Annotated in this window: 16 protein-coding genes and 7 pseudogenes; 15 read left to right on the top strand and 8 right to left on the bottom strand. The window is 37.9% G+C overall.

Annotation, left to right across the window (positions count from 1 at the left end):
- Positions 1-155 precede the first annotated feature (155 nt).
- Positions 156-1,390: pseudogene (locus ACEWFJ_RS19660) on the bottom strand (helix-turn-helix domain-containing protein).
- Positions 1,391-1,548: 158 nt separating this feature from the next.
- On the opposite strand from ACEWFJ_RS19660, the gene ACEWFJ_RS19655 reads away from it, so the two are divergent.
- From ACEWFJ_RS19655 to ACEWFJ_RS19645, 3 genes are all read left to right on the top strand, one after another.
- Positions 1,549-3,840 (top strand): glycoside hydrolase family 3 C-terminal domain-containing protein, encoded by a 2,292-nt coding sequence (locus tag ACEWFJ_RS19655; RefSeq protein WP_473689621.1) that lies wholly within the window; start codon positions 1,549-1,551, stop codon positions 3,838-3,840.
- 292 nt (positions 3,841-4,132) lie between these two features.
- Complete coding sequence (locus ACEWFJ_RS19650) at positions 4,133-5,002, top strand: alpha/beta hydrolase (RefSeq protein WP_473689620.1); 870 nt, start codon at positions 4,133-4,135, stop codon at positions 5,000-5,002.
- A gap of 353 nt (positions 5,003-5,355) precedes the next feature.
- A complete protein-coding gene (locus ACEWFJ_RS19645; protein ID WP_473689619.1) occupies positions 5,356-5,808 on the top strand; it encodes an OsmC family protein in 453 nt (150 codons plus the stop codon).
- 342 nt (positions 5,809-6,150) lie between these two features.
- On the opposite strand, the pseudogene ACEWFJ_RS19640 reads toward ACEWFJ_RS19645, so the two are convergent.
- A pseudogene (locus ACEWFJ_RS19640) lies at positions 6,151-7,567 on the bottom strand (sigma-54 interaction domain-containing protein).
- Between the two features lie 406 nt (positions 7,568-7,973).
- On the opposite strand from ACEWFJ_RS19640, the pseudogene ACEWFJ_RS19635 reads away from it, so the two are divergent.
- From ACEWFJ_RS19635 to ACEWFJ_RS19615, 5 genes and pseudogenes are all read left to right on the top strand, one after another.
- A pseudogene (locus ACEWFJ_RS19635) lies at positions 7,974-9,598 on the top strand (amidohydrolase).
- A 141-nt stretch (positions 9,599-9,739) separates the two neighbouring features.
- On the top strand, positions 9,740-9,940 hold the full coding sequence (locus tag ACEWFJ_RS19630; protein ID WP_473689618.1) for a DUF3311 domain-containing protein: 201 nt from the start codon (positions 9,740-9,742) through the stop codon (positions 9,938-9,940).
- Positions 9,937-11,423 (top strand): annotated as a pseudogene (locus ACEWFJ_RS19625) (sodium:solute symporter family protein). Before ACEWFJ_RS19630 ends, ACEWFJ_RS19625 begins: the two are co-directional and overlap by 4 nt.
- 624 nt (positions 11,424-12,047) lie before the next feature.
- Positions 12,048-12,551 (top strand): DinB family protein, encoded by a 504-nt coding sequence (locus tag ACEWFJ_RS19620; protein ID WP_473689617.1) that lies wholly within the window; start codon positions 12,048-12,050, stop codon positions 12,549-12,551.
- Between the two features lie 316 nt (positions 12,552-12,867).
- Positions 12,868-13,464, top strand: a complete 597-nt coding sequence (locus ACEWFJ_RS19615) for a TetR/AcrR family transcriptional regulator (protein WP_473689616.1) — start codon at positions 12,868-12,870, stop codon at positions 13,462-13,464.
- 78 nt (positions 13,465-13,542) lie between these two features.
- Here ACEWFJ_RS19615 and ACEWFJ_RS19610 read toward each other — a convergent pair.
- Positions 13,543-14,171, bottom strand: a pseudogene (locus tag ACEWFJ_RS19610) (GNAT family N-acetyltransferase).
- A 134-nt stretch (positions 14,172-14,305) separates the two neighbouring features.
- Between ACEWFJ_RS19610 and ACEWFJ_RS19605 the strand changes: the two are divergent.
- From ACEWFJ_RS19605 to ACEWFJ_RS19585, 5 genes and pseudogenes are all read left to right on the top strand, one after another.
- Positions 14,306-15,124 (top strand): MerR family transcriptional regulator, encoded by an 819-nt coding sequence (locus tag ACEWFJ_RS19605; RefSeq protein ID WP_473689615.1) that lies wholly within the window; start codon positions 14,306-14,308, stop codon positions 15,122-15,124.
- 115 nt (positions 15,125-15,239) lie between these two features.
- On the top strand, positions 15,240-15,449 hold the full coding sequence (locus tag ACEWFJ_RS19600) for a hypothetical protein (RefSeq protein ID WP_429751744.1): 210 nt from the start codon (positions 15,240-15,242) through the stop codon (positions 15,447-15,449).
- Positions 15,450-16,442: 993 nt separating this feature from the next.
- Positions 16,443-19,426 (top strand): annotated as a pseudogene (locus ACEWFJ_RS19595) (efflux RND transporter permease subunit).
- Positions 19,423-19,572 carry a hypothetical protein gene (locus ACEWFJ_RS19590; RefSeq protein WP_473689614.1) on the top strand — a complete coding sequence of 50 codons (150 nt, stop codon included), beginning with the start codon at positions 19,423-19,425 and terminating at the stop codon, positions 19,570-19,572. Before ACEWFJ_RS19595 ends, ACEWFJ_RS19590 begins: the two are co-directional and overlap by 4 nt.
- 36 nt (positions 19,573-19,608) lie before the next feature.
- On the top strand, positions 19,609-22,089 hold the full coding sequence (locus ACEWFJ_RS19585; RefSeq protein WP_473689613.1) for a bifunctional YncE family protein/alkaline phosphatase family protein: 2,481 nt from the start codon (positions 19,609-19,611) through the stop codon (positions 22,087-22,089).
- Between the two features lie 138 nt (positions 22,090-22,227).
- On the opposite strand, the gene ACEWFJ_RS19580 is transcribed toward ACEWFJ_RS19585, so the two are convergent.
- The 4 genes from ACEWFJ_RS19580 to ACEWFJ_RS19565 all read right to left on the bottom strand — a co-directional run bounded on the left by ACEWFJ_RS19580 (position 22,228) and on the right by ACEWFJ_RS19565 (position 24,106).
- The gene (locus ACEWFJ_RS19580; protein WP_473689612.1) at positions 22,228-22,584 is read right to left on the bottom strand and encodes a DUF805 domain-containing protein; all 357 of its coding nucleotides are present in this window, start codon (positions 22,582-22,584) and stop codon (positions 22,228-22,230) included.
- Positions 22,585-22,765: 181 nt separating this feature from the next.
- A complete protein-coding gene (locus ACEWFJ_RS19575; RefSeq protein WP_473689611.1) occupies positions 22,766-22,918 on the bottom strand; it encodes a YflJ family protein in 153 nt (50 codons plus the stop codon).
- 360 nt (positions 22,919-23,278) lie between these two features.
- Complete coding sequence (locus tag ACEWFJ_RS19570) at positions 23,279-23,665, bottom strand: VOC family protein (protein WP_473689610.1); 387 nt, start codon at positions 23,663-23,665, stop codon at positions 23,279-23,281.
- Between the two features lie 300 nt (positions 23,666-23,965).
- A complete protein-coding gene (locus ACEWFJ_RS19565) occupies positions 23,966-24,106 on the bottom strand; it encodes a YflJ family protein (RefSeq protein ID WP_473689609.1) in 141 nt (46 codons plus the stop codon).
- A gap of 137 nt (positions 24,107-24,243) precedes the next feature.
- Between ACEWFJ_RS19565 and ACEWFJ_RS19560 the strand changes: the two are divergent.
- Positions 24,244-24,602, top strand: a pseudogene (locus ACEWFJ_RS19560) (hypothetical protein).
- Positions 24,603-24,628: 26 nt separating this feature from the next.
- Here ACEWFJ_RS19560 and ACEWFJ_RS19555 read toward each other — a convergent pair.
- Positions 24,629-24,814, bottom strand: a complete 186-nt coding sequence (locus ACEWFJ_RS19555; RefSeq protein ID WP_154711722.1) for a YhzD family protein — start codon at positions 24,812-24,814, stop codon at positions 24,629-24,631.
- Between the two features lie 462 nt (positions 24,815-25,276).
- On the opposite strand from ACEWFJ_RS19555, the gene ACEWFJ_RS19550 reads away from it, so the two are divergent.
- Positions 25,277-25,708, top strand: a complete 432-nt coding sequence (locus ACEWFJ_RS19550; RefSeq protein ID WP_473689608.1) for a hypothetical protein — start codon at positions 25,277-25,279, stop codon at positions 25,706-25,708.
- Positions 25,709-25,864: the final 156 nt, after the last annotated feature.

Raw genomic sequence — 25,864 nt, 5'->3', positions numbered from 1 at the left:
TACACGTCAAAATCCTTTAGAGACGGAGAATATCATACATTTGGGTTAGCTTCTCAAGTCCAGATTTATAACGAAATAGATGACACTTACACTTCCCTTAGAGCTTTTTGCAGCAAAAACAAAAAACTAGTTTAGAAATGATAAACTTTTCTAAACTAGTTAACACACCCATTTTTAAATTGTTTAGGTGAAACACCAGTGTATTTTTTAAAGACTTTCGTAAAATGACTTTGGTCATGAAAGTTTAATAGCGTGGAAATTTCCGACAAAGAATGTGTTGTATAGGTTATTAAGGTTTTTGCCTCATCTATCTTGGCACGTTGGATATATTCGCTTGGTGAAATCCCTACTTCTTTTTTGAAAAGAACAGATAGATAACTAGGGTTTAGTTCAGCTATTTTCGCTAAATGGGAAAGTGTAATATCTTCGTAGAGATGAGTGAATATATAATTTTGGCATGTGTTTATTGGTTTTGAATACTTTTGCATCTTCCCATTTTTTACTCGTTCCGAGAATTCAAGTAAAGCATTCTCTAAAAATGGATTAATGGCTTTACTTTCTTTTATTTCTTCGAGGTTTTGGATGAGTAAGTCACTAAGGGTATATGCGATTTCAGGGAATAGGCCACCATCTACGGCAGCTCTAGTCGCAAGTGTGATTGCTGCGATGACGGAATTTTTTGGCTTCGCAGGTGACTCGTTTTCGATAACACTCCCAGATTCCCTGATTCAAGTAATCCCCTTAGGTTTTGAATTAAATCATCCTTTTTCCCTTCCTTAATACATTCAAAGATTTTCTTCTCAGCCAGTGGATCGATATGAGTCAGTAAATTTTGACGGCGTTCCGATATATGTATATCGGGCTGTTCCATTTCAAATTTTTCATTTTCCAGCAGTATATTTTTTTGCAGGATATCAACCATGTCCAATTTTTGTTGATACAGCATGTAATAAAGAACCATGCTCACATTTAAAAAATTCAAATTGCTTAAAACAGGGAGAGAATGATAATAGTGAACCATTTCATCTTTGTTTATTTTTAGATGAAGATCATTGATGATTCCTTTAATTGATACTTCTGATAGCCTCGAATAAAGGACAGGACCGACAATGATGTTTCCGCTAAGTTGGTCATTTGAACGCAAGTTAATTGAGAAAAAGTTTTCAAGGCAGGAGGTCTCCCTTAGTACTGGAAAACGATAGAAGTTTTCCTCCCTAAATAGTTGACGAAATATCTCTTCTTTTGAAGAATACAAGGGGTTATGCTGAAAATTACGGGAGAGTTCAAATACTAAATCTCCCTTGTTATCAATAAAAAAGATAGGTATTTTATGTATGTCAAAGACCAAATTACAAATATAATATAAATCCTCTAGTTTGGAGAAATTCATTATTTTAACCTCCATTCTTTAAAACTCAGCAAATATATAACATCAGCTAAAATTTTTACAATTATTCTAAAAAAAATACCATAATATCCAAAAAATAAAAACTATAATGGTCTTAAGAAAGCGCTTACTTAATAATCTTTTTATTTAGGAGGATTATCATGGAAAGGGATATTAAGCAAATTATTTCACAAATGACACTAGAAGAAAAGGCAAGTCTATGTTCTGGATTAGACTTTTGGAATACAAAAGGGATTGAGCGATTAGGAATTCCTTCAATTATGGTAACTGACGGACCGCATGGGCTTAGGAAACAGGCAGAGGGAGCAGATCACTTGGGGATTTATAATAGTGTCCCAGCTACTTGTTTTCCATCAGCAGTAGGATTAGCGAGTACATGGAATAAAGAATTAATAAAACAAGTAGGAGTTGCATTAGGAGAGGAATGTCAGGCTGAAAATGTCGGTGTTCTCCTTGGACCGGGTGCAAACATTAAGCGTTCGCCGCTGTGTGGAAGAAACTTTGAATATTTTTCAGAGGACCCTTATTTATCATCTCAAATGGCTGCAAATCATATTAACGGCGTACAAAGTCAAGGAGTTGGAACATCACTAAAACATTTTGCTGCTAATAATCAGGAACATCGCAGAATGTCGACGGATGCAATTATTGATGAGAGAACATTGCGTGAAATCTATCTTGCTAGCTTTGAAGATGCCGTTAAGGAAGCACAGCCATGGACAGTAATGAGTGCTTACAACAAGGTGAATGGTGAATATGCTTCGGAAAATAACTATTTGTTAAATGATATTTTAAAGGATGAATGGGGATTTGAAGGTTTTGTCGTTTCTGATTGGGGTGCAGTAAATGAGCGTGTTGCAAGTTTAGCGAACGGTATGGAACTAGAAATGCCTTCAAGCTTTGGAATTGGTGAGAAGAAGATTGTCGATGCGGTTAACTGTGGTCAGCTATCTGTAGAAAAGCTTGATCAAGCAGTAGAACGTCTTCTTAACATTATTTTTAAAGCCGCTGATAACCAACGAGAAAACGCTGTGTATAGTAAGGAGGCGCACCATCAGCTTGCAAGAGAAGTCGCACGCGAAAGCATGGTGTTGTTAAAAAATGAAGATCACATTCTTCCATTGAAAAAAGAAGGAACGGTAGTAGTGATTGGGGGATTCGCAAAGACACCTCGCTATCAAGGCGGCGGAAGCTCTCATATTAACCCAACAAAACTTGAAAGCATTCTCGAAGAAATTGAAACAGTATCAGGTAAAAATACGAACGTATTATTTGCCCAAGGCTATGATCTTGCCAGCGATGTTTTAGATGAAAACATGATTAATGAAGCAAAAGAAGTAGCAGCTGGAGCAGATACAGCGGTTCTTTTTGTTGGGCTTCCAGATCGTTATGAATCGGAAGGATATGACCGGAAGCATTTACAGATGCCAGAAAATCACGTGCAATTAATTGAAGCCATTGCAGAAGTTCAAAGTAATATTGTCGTAGTTTTAAGTAATGGTGCTCCAATTGAAATGCCATGGATAGGTAAAGTAAAAGGAATACTTGAAGGCTATTTAGGTGGACAAGCACTGGGCGGAGCGATTGCTGATTTATTATTTGGTGATGCGAATCCAAGCGGGAAATTAGCGGAAACGTTCCCGAAAGTTTTAAACGATAATCCTTCTTACTTAAACTTCCCTGGTGAAGGTGACAAAGTGGAATACAAAGAAGGCGTGTTCGTCGGATACCGTTATTACGATACGAAAAATATTGAGCCATTGTTCCCATTTGGTTTTGGGTTAAGCTATACAAACTTTGAGTATAGCAATCTTTCAATTAATAAGAAAGAAATAAAAGATACGGAGACTGTTTCTGTCAGTGTAAACGTGAAAAATACTGGTAGTACAGCAGGTAAAGAAATTGTTCAGCTTTATATAAAAGATGTTGAAAGCAGTGTGATCCGTCCTGAGAAAGAGCTAAAAGGATTTGAAAAAGTGGAATTACAGCCGGGCGAAGAAAAAACGGTTACCTTTATGTTAGCTAAAAGAGCATTTGCTTATTATAACGTTGAATTGAAGGAATGGCATGTTGAAACAGGTGAGTTTGAAATTTTGGTAGGAAAGTCTTCAAAAGAGATTGTTTTACATGACAGCATTTATGTTCAATCAACGGCTTTCATTCGAAAACCAGTACACCGTAATACGTTACTTGGGGACTTATTTGCGGATCCAATTTTAGCACCAATTGCAAAAGAGCTTATGGTAAAGGCATTAGAAGGTAATCCGCTTGCTAGTATGACTGAAGGGGATAGCGATACCTCCGAATTAATGGATGCCATGCTGAACTATATGCCATTACGTGCACTAGTGAACTTTAGCGCAGGTGCTTTTACAGAGGAAATGTTGTGTGAAATGATTGAGCTATTAAACAATGAGCAAATGAATCGTTAAGCGGCGCATTAGTTTTCTGTCCATAATTAAAATTATCATAAAAGGAGACGGTAATGATGAGTAATACAACTTCTTACGTTAATCTAGTTTCTAAACTGAGCGAGGAGATACCTACTGTCAAAAAAGAGGTTTCGATTTTATTGCTAAATCGATTCCTGATTCTGATGCGATTGGTGAATTAGACCCTCGCGTTCTCCAAGTGACTTTACAAACGGCAGAAAAAATGGCTGCGATGGAAAACCAGCCATTTGATCCTTCAGATACTATGGGTTTTGTTCAGGGAATGCGAGCTATGATGGGTTGGAACAATGACGACGTTACGAAAAGTAAAGTCGAGACTACTTATAAAACAATTGAAGGTACAAATGGATCGATTCCACTGCGAATTTATACGCCAGCTAATGAAGGAATTCTGCCGGCGGTTGTCTTCTTTCACGGCGGAGGTTTCATAGGCGGCAGTGTGGATGTCGTGGAAAATCCGTGTAAAGCATTGGCAGAAAAAGCAGGCGCCGTTGTGATTTCCGTTGATTACCGCTTAGCACCTGAACATCCGTATCCAGCAGGACTGACAGATTGCTTTGAATCCGTAACATGGGTGTATGAACACGCTGAAGAAATTCGTGTGAATCCGCAGCAAATTGCTGTATCTGGAGACAGTGCGGGTGGTAATTTAGCTACGGTGTGTGCGCTCATGGATATTGAAAAGGGAACGGGGATGATTAAGCTGCAAGCGCTTATTTACCCAACAGTGAATATGGCTGGCGTCCAAACTGAGGATTTCAACTGGAGCCTCGATCAATATGAGATTCGTAACTATTCTGAGCTCATCATTCCATTGATTAAAGGGTTGGCTGAAAGCGGCGAGTTATTTTTCCGGCTCTATTTGCAAAGTAAAGCGGAAATCACTGATCCTCACGTTTCTCCGCTGCTGTCAGATCAGTTAAGCAGCATGCCACCGACGCTAATTGCAACTGCCGAATTTGATTATTTAAAAGTAGAGTGCGAAGCTTACGCGGCAAAACTTGCACGCAGCGGAGTTCCTACGAAGCTGATTCAGTATAATGGTACAGATCATGCTTTTATGGACAAAATTGGTTTGTATCCGCAAGCGGAAGATTTAATGAATGAAATTGCAAAAGAGATCAAGCGAGTGTTTGCTTAATTTTGTGGAGCTTGTTCAAAAAATATGATTTTTGAACAAGCTCTAATATAGAAAATATGTGCACAGGAAGAGTGGATTGTCATAATGAGGAAACAAGTAGGCTGGGGAGAATCAGGCAGCTATGGGCTTCCATCCATTTAGACATATTAGGTGAATTAAATAAGTAACAATGTGTAAAACCATTTTATTATGAATGGTTTTTTGTTTTTTCATTGCATTGCATTAAATTAGATGCATCATGGTGAACTTATATTATAAGCAGATAAGTAAACAACACGCGAAATAAATTTACAATTCAGATTTTTTATTTTACAATAAAACCTATAAAATTACTTTGAATTAGAGGTGATGATATGGGAACAGAAAGATTGTTAAAAGTACAAACAAGTGGAAAGTGGGAAGGAGGTTTAAAAACTTCAATTTCCATTAGAGATTTTTCGGAATTAATTGTTGATGAACCAAGAAAATTAGGCGGAACGGATGAAGGACCAAATCCTATTGAGTATGTATTAGCTGCATTGTCTAGCTGTACGTCTGTTATGATTGGATTCATATCTAAGGAAAAGAACTTCTCTTATCAAGGGGTAGATTTTGAGAATAATGGAACACTAGATTTACAAGGGTTAATGGGAGTTAAAGGAGTTCTAACCCATTTTCAAAGTGTTAATTTTGACGTTATTTTTACAACTCATGAACATGATTCTCGTATAGCGGAATTGAAAGAAGAAGTAGAAAAAAGATGTCCTGTCTATAATTTATTAAAAGATGCAGGTGTTAGAATAGAATCAAATTGGTATAAAAAATAGTATACTTATTTTCTATAAACTAAGATGGATGATCCATCTTAGTTTATCCTGCTATTCGTGGGCAGTAAGAACCACAACCTCAAGGGTGAAAGAGAAGAAGATAGGTGGGGGGATAACTGCTGGCATGTGCCCGATTGGTGAGAGCTTTCCATCAGTGAGGGGTGAAGAAAATCCCTCACTGATGGAAGTTGCGCTTTATTGCATAGTAAGTGCATCCGGTTGTTGTGCCGCTTGATAATCATGTTGTGTAATATAATCAATTAGGAAAATCTTTTGTATAAACACTTAAACTTTTTTCTATTAATTGAAGAAAGTTGTATCTTACCAGATATGTATACTTAGCTATTCTTTTTCGTTACGGATATTGTATTTTTTTAACCGACGGATCAGTGAGGTTTGGGTAATTCCAAGAACTTTTGCAGTTTTACGTGTAGTCTTATTTTCCTTAATTGTCTGTTCAATAATTTTTTTCCATACTTTCGATAATCTCGCTTAAATTGTTGCCTTTTTTCAGAGACTCTAAAGCTTCTTTTTCCATGTTTACTGAGAGAAAGCGCTCTGGTAAATCATGAATCGAGATTTCTTCCTTTTTAGCCATAATAACGAGCTGCTCAACAGTATTTTCCAACTCGCGTATATTTCCCGGCCACTGATAACGTTGTAAAACATCTAGCGTTTGCCCCGAGAAGGTACGTGTCTGGTTGAATATCTGGTTATATTTTTGCAAATAGAAATGGAGAAACGGAAAAATATCTTCTTTCCGCTCGCGTAGTGGCGGAATGTTTACTGGTAAAACATGAAGGCGATAATATAGGTCGGCTCGGAATTTTCCCTCTTTTACCATTTCCTCAATCTTGCGGTTTGTTGCTGCAATAATGCGAATATCAGCCTTTACTAACTGTGAACCGCCAATAGGCATATAGGTCTTGTCCTGCAGTAATTGAAGGAGCTTAGGTTGCAGATGTAGCGGAAGTTCACTAATCTCATCCAAAAAAAGTGTCCCTTTTTCGGCTATTTTGACCAGCCCTGGCTTACCTTTTGGATTAGCACCTGTAAAGGCTCCCTTGTGGTAGCCGAACAATTCAGATTCGAGAAGTGAATCGGGAATTGCTGCACAATTTAAGTGGACAAAGGGTTGACTGTTTCGTTCACTCAACTCGTGAATACGCTTCGCAACTACGTTTTTTCCAACTCCCGTTTCTCCGTTAATGAGCACAGTTGAATCAACACTTGCCACTCTTTCCATGATTTCAGCAAGCAAATTATGTACTTTGCTATGTCCAATAAAGGATTGTTCCTCCTTGCTTAGAATATACCGGGTATTCATTTTTTTAATTTCTAGTAAATACCGCTTCAATACGGGGGCTAATTCTTCCCATTCCAGCTTAGAAATATTCTCCATCCAATTGCTTATATCATGACCATGTGCTACAAAATAAATGGGGTTTTCCTCCTCATCCAAAATAACTTCCCCTGTTACTGTCATCTTCTTTCCACTGGTAGTTTCTTGCACAGTGGTTACAGTACTTCCATTTTGTAAAGCCATTTCGATTACGGATGGAGTGAACGCACCCTCTTTTTTCAGAACGAAAATACTCTTACCAATCAAATCCTCCTTGCTTTTGTTAAGAATCTTACAACATGCTTGGTTTACCCACATAATCGTTCCATTTTTGTCAACAATATTCATCCCACTTTCAAGACTGTCGAGAATCTTTAAGAGATATTTGGTTTCAATTTGGACAGGAATGTCGTACATGGCTTGAATCCTCCTATGCATGCATCTACTTTGAACCACAAGTGGTTCAAAATAGATGGAAATTAATGAAAAGAACGAACCATTTATGAATCTGTTGAAACGAATTTAATTCATTATATCTCACAATAGCTGGATTTAAAGTGACTTTTTATAATTTTCTGTCTATTTATTCTACTTTCGTTCCAAATTTATGGCATGATTATTGCTTTATAAAAGTGTACCGGGCGAAATTATTAATTTATACAAGGAGGTATTTAATGAAATTTTTCTATCTATTGTGATTTCTTCCTTTTGTGCTTTTGAAATAAATCTTACCAATCGTTTAATGAGAGCGCTTTAATTATGCATCATTATAATCAATATATTAATTGGAAAAAAACTAAAAATTAAAAAGGATGGTGCATTTATGAATGCAAATCTAGTATTTATCAATGGTGAAGTTATTACATCAGACAGACAAAACTCAATAGTAGAATCTGTAGCAATAAAGGATAATCGAATAATTGGGGTCGGCTCAAATTTAGAAATGAAGGAATTCATTGGGGAGAAGACTGAAGTTATTGACTTAGCAGGCAAATCTCTTCTTCCTGGATTTATTGATTCTCACACACACCTGGTTTTATATGGGGTTTTTCAGTTGAATATCAGTTGTAAAGAAAGTCACATCGACTCTGTTGCAGCTTTGCTGAATGAGCTTAAGAAAAATCATTGGAAACCCCAAAAGGCGAGTGGATAAGAGCTTGGGGGTTTAATGAAACCACAGTAAAGGAAAAGCGGTATCCAACGATTGCTGAGCTGGATGCCATTTCAACGGATCATCCAATCATCATTTCTCGTACATGTGGACATATCTGTATCGTAAACACAGCAGCACTAGAGAAGGCTGGATTTGACGAAAAGACACCGAATCCTCAAGGTGGAGTAATTGAAAAAAATGAGAAGGGGGAACTTACAGGTAAATTATTTGAAGCTGCAAATATGAAGATGAATGATGTAGCAAGCTATACAGATGATGAACTTATGAAAGCTGTTAAAATTGCGTCGGATCATTTTATTTCAGGGGGTATCACGAGTATTCATGAAGCAGCTACTTTTGATTCTAATTGTTATCGTTTGTTACAAACAGCTATAAAAACCAAAGACATCCGTGTTCGGGTATATGCAATAATCGGTACCATAAATGAATCCGATAAATTTGTAAATAAAATGATGAATGCAGGGATAGTAACCGGTACAGGAGATGAGAAATTCAGAGTCGGGCCGGCTAAAATATTTTTAGATGGAAGTAGCTCTGGTCCAACGATTGCAACTCGAAAACCATACTCCAGTGATCCTAACAATTTCGGGATTCTTTATTATAGTGAGGAAGAAATATACAAAGTTCTAGGTGAAGCACATAAGAAAGGCTATCAAATTACCGTACACGCTCAAGGGGATAAAGCCATTGAAATGTATTTAAATTGCGTAGAAAGAGCGTTAAAAGAAAATCCAAGGAAAAATCACCGTCATCGAATCGAGCATGCAGGGGTTTCAACCCCGGATTTACAAGAAAGAATGAAACAACTTGAAGTCATCCCTATTCCAAACCCACCATTTCCATATGAATATGGCGAGATATATGCTCACAATTATGGTGAACGTGTTAACTATATGTACGCTGCTCGTGATTATATAGATAAAGGTATTATTGCAGCGGGTAGTTCAGATGCACCGGTTACTGATTATAACCCTTTAGTAGGAATTCATACTGCAGTTAATAGAAAAAGCCAATTTGGAGCCGAAATTGGCATTAATCAATCCATTAGTGTACTAGAAGCTATTAAACTTTACACATGGAATGGCGCTTATGCAAGTTTTGAAGAGGATATAAAAGGCAGCCTAGAGGTAGGGAAATTAGCTGATTTAGTTATTTTAAATGAAAGTATTTTAAAAGCTGAACCAGAAAGTATTAAGGATTTGAAAGTGGAGACAACGATTATTGATGGAGAAATTGTCTATCAAAAAGAGAATGATTTAATAATGAAAAATTAGATCTAGGCAAAAGGATTTGTTAATAAAAGGAGCTTCATTACAATTCTATTCATTTCACATTATTCTATTAACAAATCCTTTTATGATATTGGCTCTTAATTCATAAAAATTCAAACTATGAAATAGGAGGTCGAGCATATTTTGAAATATATTAAACTCTTACTCTTAATCCCTTTTATTGGGTGTGTTGGATTCTTGCCATTTGCAAATAGAATTGAGCCTTACGTGTTAGGAATGCCTTTTCTTTTATTCTGGATTGTATTTTGGATGGTACTTTCTTCGATTATTTTAACCATTGTTTATAAGCTTGATCCTGATAATCAAGGGAGTGAGATGGAATGAATATATCATTACTTATTATTTTTATTTTCTTAATCTTATCTCTTTATTTAGGGATAGCAGCAAGAAGAGGAAAAAGATGAATTTGCAGCAATTTTCAGTTGGGGGCAGAGGTTTTGGAACCTTGTTCGTATTTCTATTAATAGCTGGAGAGGTGTATACGACTTTTACTTTTCTAGGCGGAAGTGGTTGGGCATATTCCAAAGGAGCTGCTGCATATTATGTGCCCACGTATATATTTCTAGCATATATAATATCTTATTGGATTGCACCTAAAATTTGGAGATACGGTAAAGAACATGGTATTATTTCACAACCTGACTATTTTGCATCTAAATACGATAGTCGTGCAATGGGGGTTATAGTAGCTATTGTAGGAAGTTTAGCGATCATACCATATATTTGTATACAAATGAAAGGGTTAGGAATTATTGTTTCAGAAGCTTCTTACGGAGCTATTTCACCAGTAGTTGCAAGTGTTATAGGTGCAATAGTTATTACAACATATGTAATATTCTCTGGTATTCACGGCTCAGCTTGGACAGCCGTGATTAAAGACATTATGATTTTGGGAGTAGTTATTTTTTTAGGCCTTTACATCCCTATCCACTATTTTGGTGGGATTGAGCAAATGTTTAAGTCTGTTCAGGCTGTTAAACCTGAATTGTTAACGTTAGCCAATCAGGGACTAAGTGTACCGTGGTTTATCTCTACTATCCTTTTAAATGCAATCTCTTTTTATTTATTACCGACTTCTTTCTCTGTGGTTTTCTCAGCAAATGGTGAAAAAGCACTTCGCAAAAATGCAATTACCCTACCTTTATACACCATATTATTACTGTTTGTTTTTTTTATTGGCTTTTCAGCTATCATAAAAATCCCTGGTTTACAAGGAGCCGATGGAGATCTTTCTCTTTTAAGATTATCTATTCAAACATTTGATCCTTGGGTCATTGGAATAGTTGGAGCAGCTGGTTTACTAACGGCTTTAGTACCAGCATCTGTTATGTTAATGTCTGCATCTGTTGGCTTAACAAAAGGGGTTTACAATGTTATTTTTCCAAAAGCTACCGAAAAGCAACAATTAGTAGCCTCAAAACTATTCATCATTATCCTTTCTTTGACTGCTTTAATCTTCACAGTATTTGGCGGGACAGCACTTGCACTGTTAAACATCATGTCATACAGTCTTATTGCACAATTGGCACCTGCATTGTTCCTTAGCCTTTCCTCAAAAAATTATATTAATAAATATGGCGCAATGACTGGAATTATTATAGGTGTGCTCATTGTATTGTATGCTACGATTTTCAATATAAAAATCGCAACCTTTTTTCCAACAGTCCCACACACTATTAACGACATTAGTACAGGAGCAATAGCATTATTTATGAATATTGTAATAACCACTATTGTAAGTTTAGCTTCAAAACATATACCGGTTAAAAAGGGGTCCCACCACATCGCTATCAAGTTAAGAAATTAATTGTTCCCCAAAACGAAAAAAAGAGCTAAATTCCTATGGACAATCATGGAGAGATAAAAATTTCGTTTTGAGGATACCTCAAAATTTTAGCTTGATAGGCATGGGGTACAACCGGCATTTCGGCCCCTAGGCTAAGCAAATTTGGATATTAAAAAGGCCGATTAATCCACGTTTAGATTAATCAGCCTTTTTATAATGGGCAGTAAGACCTCCACCTCAAGATGTAAGGAAAAATAAAGAAGATAGGTGGGGGATGAAGAAACCTCTGCTGATGGAAGTTTTACTTTATCGGAAGAGAGGATTGTCATGATGATGAAACAAGTAGGTTGGAGCAAACGAGGGAGTTATGGTCTCTCAGACGCAGCTTTCAATTTAATTTTTTAAATGATTACTATCTATTTGATGTTTTCCTGAATTCTTGATATAGTTAAAATAAGAACAAGTGTTCTTATTTGTTGTCAAGGTGAGCAAAGCGACTTGTTAAAGCATAGCGAAAAATTACTACATACAAAAAAGAACAAATCTATCAATGAGTTGTTCTAATTCAAGAAGGGAAATCGAGATATAGAAACGAATGTTTTGTACTGTATTTCGAGAAAAAATTTGATTGAGGAGGAATTATTTATGTATGTAACAATTTCAGATTTTATTAATGAATGGAATAGGGAAGCATTACTAACTCAAAAAGTTTTGGATGGTTTGACAGATGAATCATTACAACAACAAGTTTATACAGAAGGTCGTACTTTGGGAAGGATTGCGTGGCATTTTACAACAAGTATTCCAGAGTATTTAGCTCATTTTGGGTTGAAGATAGATGGAGTAGGAAATGCAGAAAGTGTACCAACCTCAGCGAAGGAAATTGCTGAAACCTTTAAAAAGATAAGTCTCGATGCAGCCAAGGTTATTGAAGAACAATGGACAGATGAGTCTCTAAAGCAAATACAAGAAGCATTTGGAAGACAGGAATCAAACGCTACGATCCTAATGGGGCTAATTAAGCACATTGTTCATCATCGTGGACAAGTTACAGTTCTTATGCGTCAAGCAGGAATAAAACCATTTGGAGTTTATGGTCCACCAAAAGAAGATTGGATTCATTTAGGGGTGGAAAATCCGCCGCTTTAAAAATAGTACAGTGTTACGGATTCATACTTTAACAAAGAATGGGAAACCTTCATAGTTTAGATTTCTCTTTATTTTGGATGAAAGCATACAAATTAGTAAAAGTGGCCATTACATTGGCCACTTTTTTATTTATATAAATGAGTCGAAATCTCGGAATCTCCGTTGCCCGAACTATTTTTCTGATAGAACATACAATATACGGGGACCTTGTCGATTTGTGTTTCTTTGCTTAGAGCAAATCCGAATCCCCGGTACAAACTTACATTTTCTGCATTTACTCTAAAACTTGAGCTACACTACAAGTGAGGTGGAGAATATGAACGGATTCGAACGACGGAAACAGAACAAAATTGAGCAGATATACAGCTCCTCATTTGAATTGTTCTCCAAACATGGTTTTCAAAAGGTAAGCGTGAATGAAATCGCTCAAAATGCGAAGGTTTCTCCCTCTACCATTTATAACTACTTTGGAACAAAAGAACAGCTCTATACTGACATGCTTATGAATTGGATGGACAAACAGTTGGAGCAGTATGAGAAGATTCTGGATTCAGCGTGTTCCTTTCCTGAAAAGACGAAGGAAATCATGCTGCTGGAAGCTAAAAATTTACAAATTATATCGGATAATTTTCAGAAATCCCCATTCTCTGAGGGGAGTGGGTTGATGCAAAGGCTGAAGAGTTATAATGAGCAGAAAGTCATGCAATTATTTATGAAGTTTGTCGCGATTGGAAAGCAAGAGGGTTACATTCATAGAGATCAAACAGAAGAGATAATTATGCTGTACTTCACGATGTACAAAAATGAGCTGGGGCGGCATTGGGGAGCGTCGAATCAAGAACGCATAACGAGGAGTATGGATCAATTGATAGATTTGTTTTTCTTTGGGTTGGTCGTAGGGAAGCCGAAGTAGTACGAAATCGGGAAGTTGGCCATCTGCCCTGTTACGTAGAACCGTATCACAAATAAGTGATACGGTTTTTACTACTAGTTAAAAATCATAACAGTATAAAAATACATTAAGTTTATCTTTCATTGAATCAAAATAAATTTCTTTTTCATTTATACGTTCAAAGTTTTGACTGTCATAAAATCCATAGTTACATCTATTATCTGTATATAGATATAAGGATTTTACATCCATACTTTTCATATAATTATATAAATGGTTCATTAGAGCTTTCCCAACTCCAAGACCTCTAGATTCCCCTGATACAATAAATAACTGTATACAACCTTGAAAATCCTCTTCTTTTTCTTTTATAAGTTCTTTATATGCATCTTGAACCTTTGCGAATTCTTTTATGAATTTTTTATTTTCTTTATTGGCCATGAATACTTTAAGCATGCTATAGGCAAGACTTAAAGTATTATGAGCCTTCTTTAAACGATTTTTGTCTTTTTTGAATCCCCTAAAATAACACCAATAATCTTATTGTTTCTTTCTGCGACTTTGCTAAATGAACTTCCTAAAATACAACTTTGTAGATAGATGTTTAATATTGAATCTAAAAATTTCTTATCCTTAATAAATTCATTGAAGCCAAATGCTTCACCAATCAATTCTTTAACTGCTGCATAATCTTCTTTAACTAGGCTTCTGTATATTACTTGATCCATGTTTATAAACTCCCTTTTATATAAGTAAATTTAAATTTCGTATTTTCTTGTAAATATCTTATTATGATCATAAGGTCTCCCCTAAGAGGAGAGTCAACGGTCATGTAAGAAAAAATATAAAGGAAGCGATTCGGATGAAAAACTTATTTTCTATTGGGGAAGTTGCTAAAATGAAAGGCATTACAATAAAAGCGTTAAGATATTATCACAAAATGGGGATTCTTATTCCAAGATATATTGATGAAGAAACAGGTTATAGATATTATTCTATAGATCAATTTATTCATATAGATATTATAAAAAGCTGTAGAGAGTTAAGAACGAGTATAGTAGAACTTCAAGAGATTTTTAAGGATTGTGATACGGAGAAATTACTGCAATTTTTACAATTAAAAAGAGATGAAGCAGAAGAAAACATAAATAAAATGCAAGAAGTAATCAAAACCATTGATAGCTTACATATGAAGGTAGAGACTTCTAAAGCGATATTAAATAATGATGAAATATCTATTAAATCTTTGGAAGAGCGTTATGTAATTGTAGCACCATGTAAAGAAGTGGGGAGTTTACAGGAGTTACTTTATTATTCAGATTTAGAGAAAATCATTCAAGATAAAGAAGTAAAAATGTCGCTGGAAAGAGGAATCATATATAACTTTGATTCAGAGGGGGATGCAGAACCAAAATATGTTTTTAGTGGATTTCAAGGGAATTCTAATATAGAAGTGGAACAAAATATAAAAATATTACCAAAGGGAAAGTATGTAACTTTAGCCTATAGTAAAGAGAATGAGGAGGAACGTAGAAATAAAATAATTAAATATATAAAAGAATATAATTTAAAAGTTAAAAGTTTTATTGAGGTGGAGTTATTTAATGATTTCTTTAATACAGAATCTTATAGTTGTCAAATTCAAATGCTTATTGAAAATAATGAGTCAGTTGATGGTTAGGACATATACAAGTTAAAAAAACAAAATTACCAAGATTGGTTTATCAACCGGCCTAATTTTTTATAAATAAGGAAATAATAGAAACAAATAACTGTAAATATAGGAGGCCTTATTTATGAAACCCGATTTTTTACAAACCGTACACAAAGCCATTGGTAATATTGAACATATCCACATTGAAGAAAGTGGATCAGACAGTTTACTCATTCATCATGATGATGTACAAAAATTAGAACAAGTTGCTGAGACATTAGAAAATCAAAAATTCCATTCTACAATTAGGAACAATGGGAATACATCTTTTATTGAAGTGATAAACAGATGAAAAAAGTTCGGTTATATGCCGAACTTTTTCCTGTTTTTAAATCGAAACTTGGAATTCTTCTGCATATATAGCCGTTCCAGAGATTTCAAGTACGGCGAACCGAAACCTGGTCCGGTAAAAGAACGGAAGATTTTTATCGCCGATGTCAAGATCGGAAGCGAACAGGCGACTTACCAGGATATGGTAACCAGAGATGATTCCTCCCAAAAGTAAAATGGGTCATTTTCGGAATCATTTTTATAAAAATTAGAATGAAGAAATTAGCGCTCATCTGTGCATGATGGAGTGCTTTTTTATTTTCTTTTCATTGAATCATTTGTACGTTTTAGATGACGACGAGTCGCTTGTCTAATTCAGAACTATACTGATGAACTCAACGCATAATCCTCGTTCCTCTATCATTTCCATAAGATTACGAAAATTTTACATTCAATTCACGTTCTATTAAATTTTGTCGCTTACGATTAAGCAGAAAAGCAAATTTGATTCTGAAGGGGGAATTTAAAATAAAGCTCGACCGTTTGTAATAAAGTTGCACCGTTTATAAAAAAGATTGATTAAAATACAGTACATATTTTATAAGAACGTTGATAAAACAAGACTTATGAACATTTTTTCTCGAACTTTATTCTAAATTATATGGTCTGAAACATCAGAGGGGTTTTGATCAACCTTTTTTCAAAAAATAAAGTGAAACTTCCATCAGTGGGGGTCTTCTTCATCCCACACTGATGGTTAGTTGAACCAATCGAGCATTAACGGGCAGTTATTCCCTCCTTTCTTCTTTGCTTTTCTCTCAATCTTGAGGTGGGGGTCTTACTGCCCGTTAATGCGGGATAAAACGAAGTCTTGTTGATAAAACAATGTTCATAGCGTATTTTTAATCAAAATATTTTATAAGGCAACAAAGGGAGAGCGAATAAAAAATGAAAAGAGCGGAACGGAAAAGGTAGCAGACGATATTCTACATGCTAAAGAAGGAGATAAAAAACGATGGAACGATTGATAGAAGCAGTAACGAAACGTTCTGTGCTGGTTATAATGTCGATCCTTCTGATTATGCTGTGGGGCGGGATTTCAGCTTATCAAATGCAGCGTGATTACATGCCTGCCATTAACAATTCGACCTTGATGATTACGGTAAGGGCGGAGAACTTTGATGCCAATCAGGTGAAAAGCGATGTTGCAAGTACGGTGGAAAAAGCTGTGGGAGGAATAGATGGGCTTCAATATCTAGAAACCAATTCCTATGATGGCGGGTTGTTTGCCAGTCTTTATTTTCCGCTCAACTTTGACGTGCAAAAGGCAGAGCAGGAGATTATTCAAGCCTTGAATGGTTCTCAGTTTCCAGCAGGAGTCGAAAAGCCGGTGGTCACGAGAGTCAGTACTCATTCTTTTCCTATGATGAGAATCGGGTTAGTAAGTGAAGGGACAGCGACCGACGAAAAACAGCTTCGCACAGAAATCCAAACAAAGGTAGCGAAGGAGCTGGAGTATGTTCCGGGGGTAAAAGAAGTACGCCTTACGGGGACAGGACAGAAAGGTTATGTCGTAACGGTCCACATGAATGAATTGAAAAAAACGGGCTGACGTTGAAAGACGTCGAGAAGGCGTTGTCTTCCGCCAATACGGTATGGCCGAAAGGAAAGATCCAAAGTCAGCAGGCTCTAATTCCGATTCAAGTAACAGGTGAGACTATCAATCCTGAGCTGCTGAAGCAGATAAAGATAAGCAATGCTGAGGGCAAATCGATAGATCTCTCCTCTGTAGCCGATGTATCCGAAGGTATGGTAGATCTAAAGACGATTTCGCGAACGGACGGTAAACCGAGCGTCCTCATCGATGTGCTGAAAACGCCATCTTCCGATGTGACGGACGTATCGGATCGAATCAAACAACGGGTGAATGAAATTCAGGCGAAACTGCCCGAAGACGTGCAGATGAACATCCTTTATGATTACGGGGCTCAAGTTCAAAAGTCTCTTTTTGGTCTGCTAAAGGAAGGGGTATTAGGCAGTTTGTTTGCCATGATTTGTGTTTTTGTTTTTCTCCGCCATGTTCGGGCTACATTGCTGATCGCCTTGACGCTGCCAATTTGTTTCCTAGTGACAACGGGCTTTCTAAAAGCAATGGACATTACTCTGAATATGCTCACTGTATCCGGTCTAGTGGTGGCGATGGGCCGGGTCGTCGATGATTCGATTGTCATTTTGGACAATATCTATCGTCGGGTTAAGGAGACTGGAAGAAAGGCTACGATTCCTGTCATTGCAGGAGCTGTAAAGGAAATGATCCCTGCGATCGTCTCCTCAACGGCAACAACGGTGGCTGTGTTTATCCCTATCGCTTTAGTTGGAGGGATGATTAGTGCCGCATTCTCAACATTCGCCTGGTCGGTGGTGATCGCGCTAGTAACCTCCTTGGTAGTGTCGCTAGTAGTGATACCGGGTCTGTCGCTATTTTGGTTGAATAAAGGTTCCCTCAAGGGGGACAGCAAACGGATGGAAAACATTCTTCACCATATGCTTAGTTGGGCACTGCCACGCAAGAAGACAGTGACAGCGGTTTGTGCAGGGATTTTTTCTGTTACAGTGGCTGCAGCACTGCTCCTGCCTACCAATGTTTTGCCAATGGGACGTTCGGGAGAAATCAACATTGAGGTGGAGCTCCCGGAAAATAGTTCCTTATCTCAGGTTAATGCTGAGGTGAAAAAGATTGAAGATGTACTAGGAAAGGAGCCTGCTATTGATACCTTTTCGGCTACGATTGGCTCTAATTTTCTACCGCAATTTGACGATGTGTTTGATGAAGGCGGAGGCTGGATTCCACGCAATAATGTAGCCAACATCACAGTCGCGGTGAAAAAGGGAACAGATGTGGAAGCTTACTCAGCAGCGCTGACCAAAAAAGTCAAAGCGATCCCGAGCAAAGCGTTGTTTACGGTCACGAATATGAATATCGCCGGGGACGACTCGAGGTTGAAGGTGGTCCTTACAGGAGCGGATACCGCTACGCTGGAACAACAGGCGCGAGTTATCCAAAGCAAGCTGAAGTTAGTACAGGGCTTAAGTGTGGAAGGGGCAGCGGATAATGATGACAGCAACTCTATTTATCTATTAAACATCAATCGAGAAGAGCTTCAGCGTACTGGAATTAAAATGGAGGATGTCCTAGAGAGAATCAAACCTTATCTTTCTCAAGGGGAAAAAATCTCGGTCCAAATCAATTCTGGGGAAGTTCCGATTGTCCTGGAAAATGATGCGGTCACTTCAGTGGAAGCCGTACCTGTGGCAGCAGATGCTACCGTCCTGCCGGGACAAAACGTCATTGATGCATTAGCCAATGAAACTTTTACCGCAGCAGATGGAAGCGTTGTCGCTCTCAATAAGTTGGCAACCCTTCAGCACAGTTTTCGCAATCCGGTTATCCGTGAACGGGATGGGCGTCCTTTTGCAGTCGTATCGGCTGATGTTATCTCAAGGAATGTGGAAAAGGTTACTGACCAAGTGGATCACATTTTGAAGGATGTGCAAATGCCGCCGGGAGTTACGTATACCTTTGGCGGGATTTCGGAACAGGTGAAGCAAATGGTGGTCGAAGCGGCTATCGCGTTGGGAGTATCGACGCTGTTGGTTCTCCTTATCATCAGTACTTTTTTCCGAGGCTGGAAGGTTCCAATGTCTGTTCTCGTCTGCATCCCTTTAGCCTTGATCGGTTCCGTCTGGGGGCTGATCCTATTCGGTAAAGAGTGGAATTTGAGCGCATTTGTCGGGCTGTTGATGCTCACCGGAATTGTTGTGACCAACGGAATCGTACTTGTGGACAAAATCGAACGGAATCTCAGGGAAGGAATGATTCCGCGAGATGCCGTACTGCAAGGCACACTGACACGGATTCGTCCCGTTTTAATGACAGCGGGTACAACCATCTTAACGGTTTTGCCCCTATGTTTTACGTCCGGGGGGACACGATTGTGACACAGACTCTCGGAATTGTGGTTGTAGGGGGCATGATTACATCAACATGCATCAGCCTGTTTATCATCCCTATCATTTATGAATGGATGAATCGGAAGTCAGCACTTGATTCAGGAAAAATCGTGGAAGTTGGACAAGTTATGTAGTTTTGCTCATACAAAATCTTGGTAAGGAGTGAAAATATGCAAAAGAATTGGAAGAAGTGGATTGGGGTAACTATGGCTGTAAGTTTGACATTCGGTGGGGGAACAGCGGCCTTGGCTGCTTATAACCAATTCCCTTGGGGAGCACAAATTGAAAAACCAGCAAACGGTTGGACCATCACGCCTGCTGGAAAACAAGTGAAGTTGGGTGATAAACCGTTCGCTTCAGTCATGAGCCCGGATGGAAAAACCATTTTGTACGCTAACAGTGGACAATCTATCCATTCCATAATGGTCGTTGATGTGAAGAGCGGGGAAGTCATTCAAACTCTAGAGTACAAATATCCAGAATCCTTGACTTGGGGTGTCACTTATAGTCCTGATGGTAAACATGTGTATGCTACTACCGGAGGCAACCAAAAGATTCGCGTCTATGATGTCGAGGGACAGCGTCTAACGGAAAAGCAGCCGATCGTACTACCGGAAAATGTGGATTTCTTCCCGGGGGGACTGGACATTTCAAAGGACGGTAAATTCCTATACGTGGCCAATAACCTGAATGATTCCATGTCGATCATTGATGTCCAAACCGGACAGGTTACCAAAACGATTCCGGTTGGGCATAATCCTTACACTGTTAAGCTTTCCGATGACGGTGGGTTTGCGTATGTAAGCAACTGGGGCGGGAATACGATTTCGGTCATCGATACGGTAACAGGAGAAGCGGTGGATCAGATCAAAGTCGGTTCCCATCCGAGCGCCATGAAGTTAAGTGCAAATGGAAAACTTTTGTATGTTACCAACAGTGATAGCGATAGCATTTCTGTTATTGACACCGAGACCCGCAAGGTGCAACAAACGATTGATCTCTCTCCTTACAAAGGTGCACAAGAGGGAAGCAGTCCCAACGCAATGGCTGTTTCTGAGGATGGAGAGAAACTCTATGTGGCCAACGCTGGTAATAACGATGTAGTCGTCATCGATACGAAACATGGAAAGATCGAGGGGATGATTCCAACCGCTTGGTATCCGTCTGCAGTGGAGATTTCCAAGGATGGAGAGCAACTGTTTGTGGCCAACGCTAAAGGATTCGGAGCCGGTCCAAACCCGAATGGCCCAGATCCTACTATTAAAAAGAGTGTTCCGGATGATCAAAAAACCTCATCGATGACAAAAGGAACACTTTCCATCATCGATGTGCCGGACAAAGGGCAGCTTAACAAGTATACAAAGCAGGTGGTTGAGAACAACGGGTTTAATGAACGGGACAAGGTTCGTATCAGCTCAAATGAGGCGAAGCAAGTTATTCCTCGCCATGTCGGGGATCCCTCCGAGATTAAGCATGTGATTTACATTTTGAAGGAAAACCGGACTTATGACCAAGTATTTGGTTCTTTGGAAAAAGGAAATGGGGATCCAAGCTTGAATCTGTTCGGGGATGAGTCGGCGCCGAATCACCGGGAGTTGGCCCGCAAATTCGTCACGATCGACAATTTTTATGCGGATGCCGATGTTTCTGCCGATGGCTGGAATTGGTCCACGGCAGCTATGGCCAATTCGTATACGCAAAAGACTTGGCCTCATTGGTACGGCGGACGGGCACGTGATTATGATTGGGAAGGCGAAAACAAGCTTTCTACGGCACCAAGCGATAATGTTGATAATGCCTATTTATGGGACAGTTTGGACCAAGCTGGCATCGACTATCGCAATTACGGATTTTATGCTCGAAACGGCATAGCGCCTTCCACGATGCCGAAGCTGGCAGCAAAAACAGATGCTGCTTACCCAGGGGATGGTTTGAGCATCAAAGATCAGAAGAGAGCGGATGAGTGGTTAAAAGAGTTTAAGACTTTTGAAGAGGCGGGCAAGATGCCAACTGTCCAGTTTCTCCGATTGCCTAATGACCATACCGTAGGGACATCAGTAGGTAGACCGACTGCGAGAGCGATGATGGCGGATAACGATCTGGCGTTAGGCCGCATCGTAGAAGCTGTTTCGAACTCCGAATTTTGGAAGGATACAGCAATTTTCGTTACCGAGGACGATGCGCAAAATGGCTCCGATCACGTTGACGCTCACCGTACGCCAGCTCTTGTAATCAGTCCGTATACGCAAACGGGCAAGGTGGATTCCACGTTCTATACGACCACTTCCATGCTGCGTACGATGGAATTGATTGTTGGAGTACCGCCGATGACACAATTTGACGCAGCAGCAACTCCGATGGTAAATAGTTTTACAGATAAGCCGAATTATAACCCTTATAAGGCGATCGTTCCAAAGCAGTCACTTGACGAGCTAAATCCAAAGAACGCTCCAATGGCCGCTGAATCAGCCCAAATGAATCTTGAGGTCTCAGACAGCGCGTCTGAACCGCTGCTTAACGAAGCTATCTGGAAAAGCATCAAAGGTGCTGACAGCAAAATGCCTGAACCAAAATCAAACTTCCGTAAGCCAATACAGATCAATGGTGCAGAAGAAGCGGAAGATAGGGGTACAGTTAATTTCAAATGGTAGATTAGTATAGTCAAACGACAGTAATACCTAAAAGGGGTGGAGGAAACATCTCTTGATTTTGGGGCTAATCATCCAGTAAATAGAAAAATGACTTGAGGCTACACATGTAGCAACTCAAGTCATTTTTCGTTTATACCCTTAATAGCTTGTGTCAAACTTAGGGTATTGGCCATATTCGTTATCGTATTCTTCACTATCCCGGCAAAAGAATATAATGAGAACGATACCACCAACAAAAGGAATAAGGCTCAGCAGTTGCCACCATCCGCTTCTTCCGGTATCGTGCAGTCTGCGGGTACCAACAGCTAAGGATGGTAATATGATTGCGACAGCATAAAGTAAGAAAGGTATCAAAAATACAAATGATACTGCCACAAGAATTTCTAATATAATAGTGACAATTAAGTTAATAAGGAAGAACATCCAGTATTCTTTACGACGAGCTCTCCCTTGAAATCCTGCATAGTTTTTAAATGCTTGTAGATACCATTGCATGCAAGGTTCCTCCTTTTTTAGTTTCATGATAATTACAAAATGGTAATATAACATTTCTTGGTAATGCTGTCTAGACAATAAAAGGAAACTTCAATTCTATAGAAAAAAACCTTAATTTCTTAAGGTTTCTCTTGGCTCTATATGAGTGCCCTCTAATCTCTACGCCACCAACGTAGAGGTCTTATTTATCTTCTTTTTCTCTTTCCTCCTGTTCTTTCAATAACAAGTTCCGCAAAACATGCGCCCGGTAACTCTCCAACTTCCGTCCTTCGTGATAATTAATCCCAAGTTTTTTCAACTCATACACGTACCAGCCTTTTGTTCCGTAATACATGTGAACATGCTCCTTTTGAATTTTTAACATTATATGCTTGAGTATGAAAAGGAAAGCTTGTTTTACTTGCGGAAAGTGTGGATTTTTCTGCGGATATCATATATGTATTTCAAGGATAATGGTAAATTTTGCGTGGCAAAATAATAGAATCAAAGCATTGGAGGAATTGCGATGCCAGTTTACAACAAGAACTTTAAATGAAAAAGAATACATAGAAGAAATACGTAAAAAAACACCATCCTTTTTGTTCGTTTACCGTAAAAATTCTACTCTCACAAATAAAATTAACACAGTTCAAATAAATCGAACTGTGTGATTAAAGGTGTTTAGGATTATAAAATTTCATTTTGACCAATCAAATTATAGCATTTTATATATTTCAATTAAGTTGTCATCAGGGTCGCGAAAATGTGCAATACGTGATCGCCATTCCTTACGATCGTGCGGTTCATTAACAAATTCAATTCCTTTTTCTCTGAACCGGTTATAAGTCTTATCGACATCTTCAACTTCAAATTGAAGCAAGAATTTTGATTGAGACTCAGCTTCTAAAGGCTTATTTCCCTCTCTGACCAATTCGGCCATCATTTTTCGAGATACAAGCTCAATTTTCGTCTCTCCATTATTGAAAAGCGCATATTCCATGTCTTCCTCGTACCAACTAACTGGAAACTCCAATAAATCTCTATAAAACATGGCACTTTTCTTAAAATCTTTGACCAAAAGTCTTATTTGCAACAACTTCAAATCAATCATCTCCTAAAAAATTTAATCGAACAATTCGTCACTGATTCCAATATTCCTTCATGTTTAATGTAACGATCCTGCTCTGTTATCAACTGTATCGTCAATCAACACTTTCTTGAGGAACGTTCATGCAGTATGTACCAGCAGCAGTATACGTGTTGAATGCGAATTTGTCATAAACCATAAAGTAAAAATATAGAGTATTTTCTATAATAGGAAATAAAACTATATTATCCATTTTTCTCTATACTTAATTTCAAACAAAAAAGCTCCTCCTGTGTAAGAAGGAGCTTCTTTACATTAAGCCGACTCTCTCTTAACCTTCTCTAACAACCCAGCCAAAATATGCGTACGATATGACTCTAGTTTTCTACCTTCATAAGTACGGATACCTAATTTTTTTAACTCATTTACGTACCAACCTTTGCTACCGAAATGCATATAATCGCTTCCTTTCTTGTTTTGAGTTGTTCTGATTGTATTTTTGGCGGAATGATGAATTTCCATATGAAAGTGGTTAACTTCTCTGTTAAAGAGATATATACTAGAAGTAGTATATGTTGAGGTGACTGAACAGCGTGATTATTGAAAAGCACGAAATTCAAATTGATCAAATTACGAGTGGGAAGGTCAATATTTTTACGTTTTATCGCAATAAAAAGCAAATTGACCACCAGTTTTTACAATTGCAGGAGCCTTCTCTTACTGCGAATTATTTTTTCATTTTCATCTGGATGCGGAAAGTTTGCGTCTCTTGCATGAAGAGTTTCCAAGTATTTATCCGTATGATAAGAAAGAGAGTATTCTTGATTGGACGGATAAAATGAAGGATGAGTTAAAGCGCCTTATTCAAGCAGGAATGTGGAATAAGCGCGTTCGATTAGGTAATCGAATCGTAGAAGTTGTGTTTCTGTGGTGTGAAGAAGATATAGTGTGAAAAAGAAGCGTTCTGACGCTTCTTTTTTAGCGCTGGAATAAGACAAGCTTTCCGCTTGAAGATGTGCAGCGGTGGGTATGGTCATACAATTGTTTTTCTCGTAAAAGGGTTTCGCCTTTTGATTTTGCTTCTGTTTCAGTCGCAGCCTCAAATGATTCGTCTAGTACTTTGGAACCGTCCTTTTCGAAAACTGTTAGTGTGTATACGCCCATGAAAATTCCCTCCAAAATAAATAATCAGAATGTTATAACTATTGTGTCATAAAACGGGCGATTATGCAAAAGAAATATGTGACATTATTGGTAATAAGTAAGATGAATTTTGTATTTATTTTGTTTTGAATAAAAAGGTATAAAACCCTTTTTTTGTATTTGTTCGACGAAATATGACAAACTGAAGGTGTTCTATTTGTTATGATATTTTTACAGAATTAGAGAAATATGCAATTACGAAAGCTGAATGCATTTGTTTATGCGTAAATGAGAAAAGAGGATGAATGAAGTGGAGAAAAATCGTGACAAGATAGATGCTGGCGGGATGGAAGAGATGAAGAAAAAAATAAATCTTGGCGATATAACAAATGGTATATTTATTTGTTAATTACGCTGTCTCTTACTCTCGTTTACCGTGTCGGGAAATTATATTACCTTAATCATAAAACAAATGGAAATGCGATGCCGAATATAAGCCAAGAAGATAGGGAAGCTGTTGTGGAGTCTGGAGATAAAGAACTTAAAGAAGAGCAAACAAATCTAAGTGTGTATACGGCTGCATTAACATTACATTCATTAAAAACAAGTGACTTCAGCGAGAATTCGCTTCGCCAAATTGTAGCGGATCCTTATGTGCCAGTTGTTATGGAAAAGGCAGGGCAATCAAGTGTAGAGAAATTAAAAAATTCAAATCCTGCTAAAATTTATCAAGAAGGAACAAATACGTACTTATCAGTGAAAAGTGATGATAGCACTTTTATATTAGAAATTGCAGCAAACAAAATTAATCATATTTACGGAGAAAACTGGGATAGTAGTGAGCAAGAAATGCAAAGATATCATGAATTACTTAATAAGTTGGAAACACAAGGTGAGGAAGCGAAAGTAAAATAAGGCTAAAGCATAAACAGGAAAATGTAACGAGCGAGGTAATAAAAATAAGCTGGATGTTTATTTACATCTGGCTTATTTTCATTGTTTTATAGAAGACTAAAATTTTTTTTATATAAACTTTTAATCTGAAGACTATGACGTTCAGTTGCTTCTTTT

The sequence above is a fragment of the Bacillus sp. EA-CB0995 genome (genome assembly GCF_055814245.1).
Note: the sequence above shows the minus strand (reverse complement) of the source record. Positions and strands in the feature narration are given on the sequence as shown.

What these genes read in the sequence shown, in the direction of transcription:
- ACEWFJ_RS19605 (WP_473689615.1), top strand. Translation starts at nt 14,306, where the DNA reads ATGAAAAACTTATTTTCTATTGGGGAAGTTGCTAAAATGAAAGGCATT.
- ACEWFJ_RS19585 (WP_473689613.1), top strand. Translation starts at nt 19,609, where the DNA reads ATGCAAAAGAATTGGAAGAAGTGGATTGGGGTAACTATGGCTGTAAGT.
- ACEWFJ_RS19575 (WP_473689611.1), bottom strand. Translation starts at nt 22,918, where the DNA reads ATGTATTACGGAACAAAAGGCTGGTACGTGTATGAGTTGAAAAAACTT.
- ACEWFJ_RS19650 (WP_473689620.1), top strand. Translation starts at nt 4,133, where the DNA reads ATGATGGGTTGGAACAATGACGACGTTACGAAAAGTAAAGTCGAGACT.
- ACEWFJ_RS19655 (WP_473689621.1), top strand. Translation starts at nt 1,549, where the DNA reads ATGGAAAGGGATATTAAGCAAATTATTTCACAAATGACACTAGAAGAA.
- ACEWFJ_RS19580 (WP_473689612.1), bottom strand. Translation starts at nt 22,584, where the DNA reads ATGCAATGGTATCTACAAGCATTTAAAAACTATGCAGGATTTCAAGGG.
- ACEWFJ_RS19620 (WP_473689617.1), top strand. Translation starts at nt 12,048, where the DNA reads ATGTATGTAACAATTTCAGATTTTATTAATGAATGGAATAGGGAAGCA.
- ACEWFJ_RS19600 (WP_429751744.1), top strand. Translation starts at nt 15,240, where the DNA reads ATGAAACCCGATTTTTTACAAACCGTACACAAAGCCATTGGTAATATT.
- ACEWFJ_RS19565 (WP_473689609.1), bottom strand. Translation starts at nt 24,106, where the DNA reads ATGCATTTCGGTAGCAAAGGTTGGTACGTAAATGAGTTAAAAAAATTA.
- ACEWFJ_RS19645 (WP_473689619.1), top strand. Translation starts at nt 5,356, where the DNA reads ATGGGAACAGAAAGATTGTTAAAAGTACAAACAAGTGGAAAGTGGGAA.
- ACEWFJ_RS19550 (WP_473689608.1), top strand. Translation starts at nt 25,277, where the DNA reads ATGCCGAATATAAGCCAAGAAGATAGGGAAGCTGTTGTGGAGTCTGGA.
- ACEWFJ_RS19555 (WP_154711722.1), bottom strand. Translation starts at nt 24,814, where the DNA reads ATGGGCGTATACACACTAACAGTTTTCGAAAAGGACGGTTCCAAAGTA.
- ACEWFJ_RS19615 (WP_473689616.1), top strand. Translation starts at nt 12,868, where the DNA reads ATGAACGGATTCGAACGACGGAAACAGAACAAAATTGAGCAGATATAC.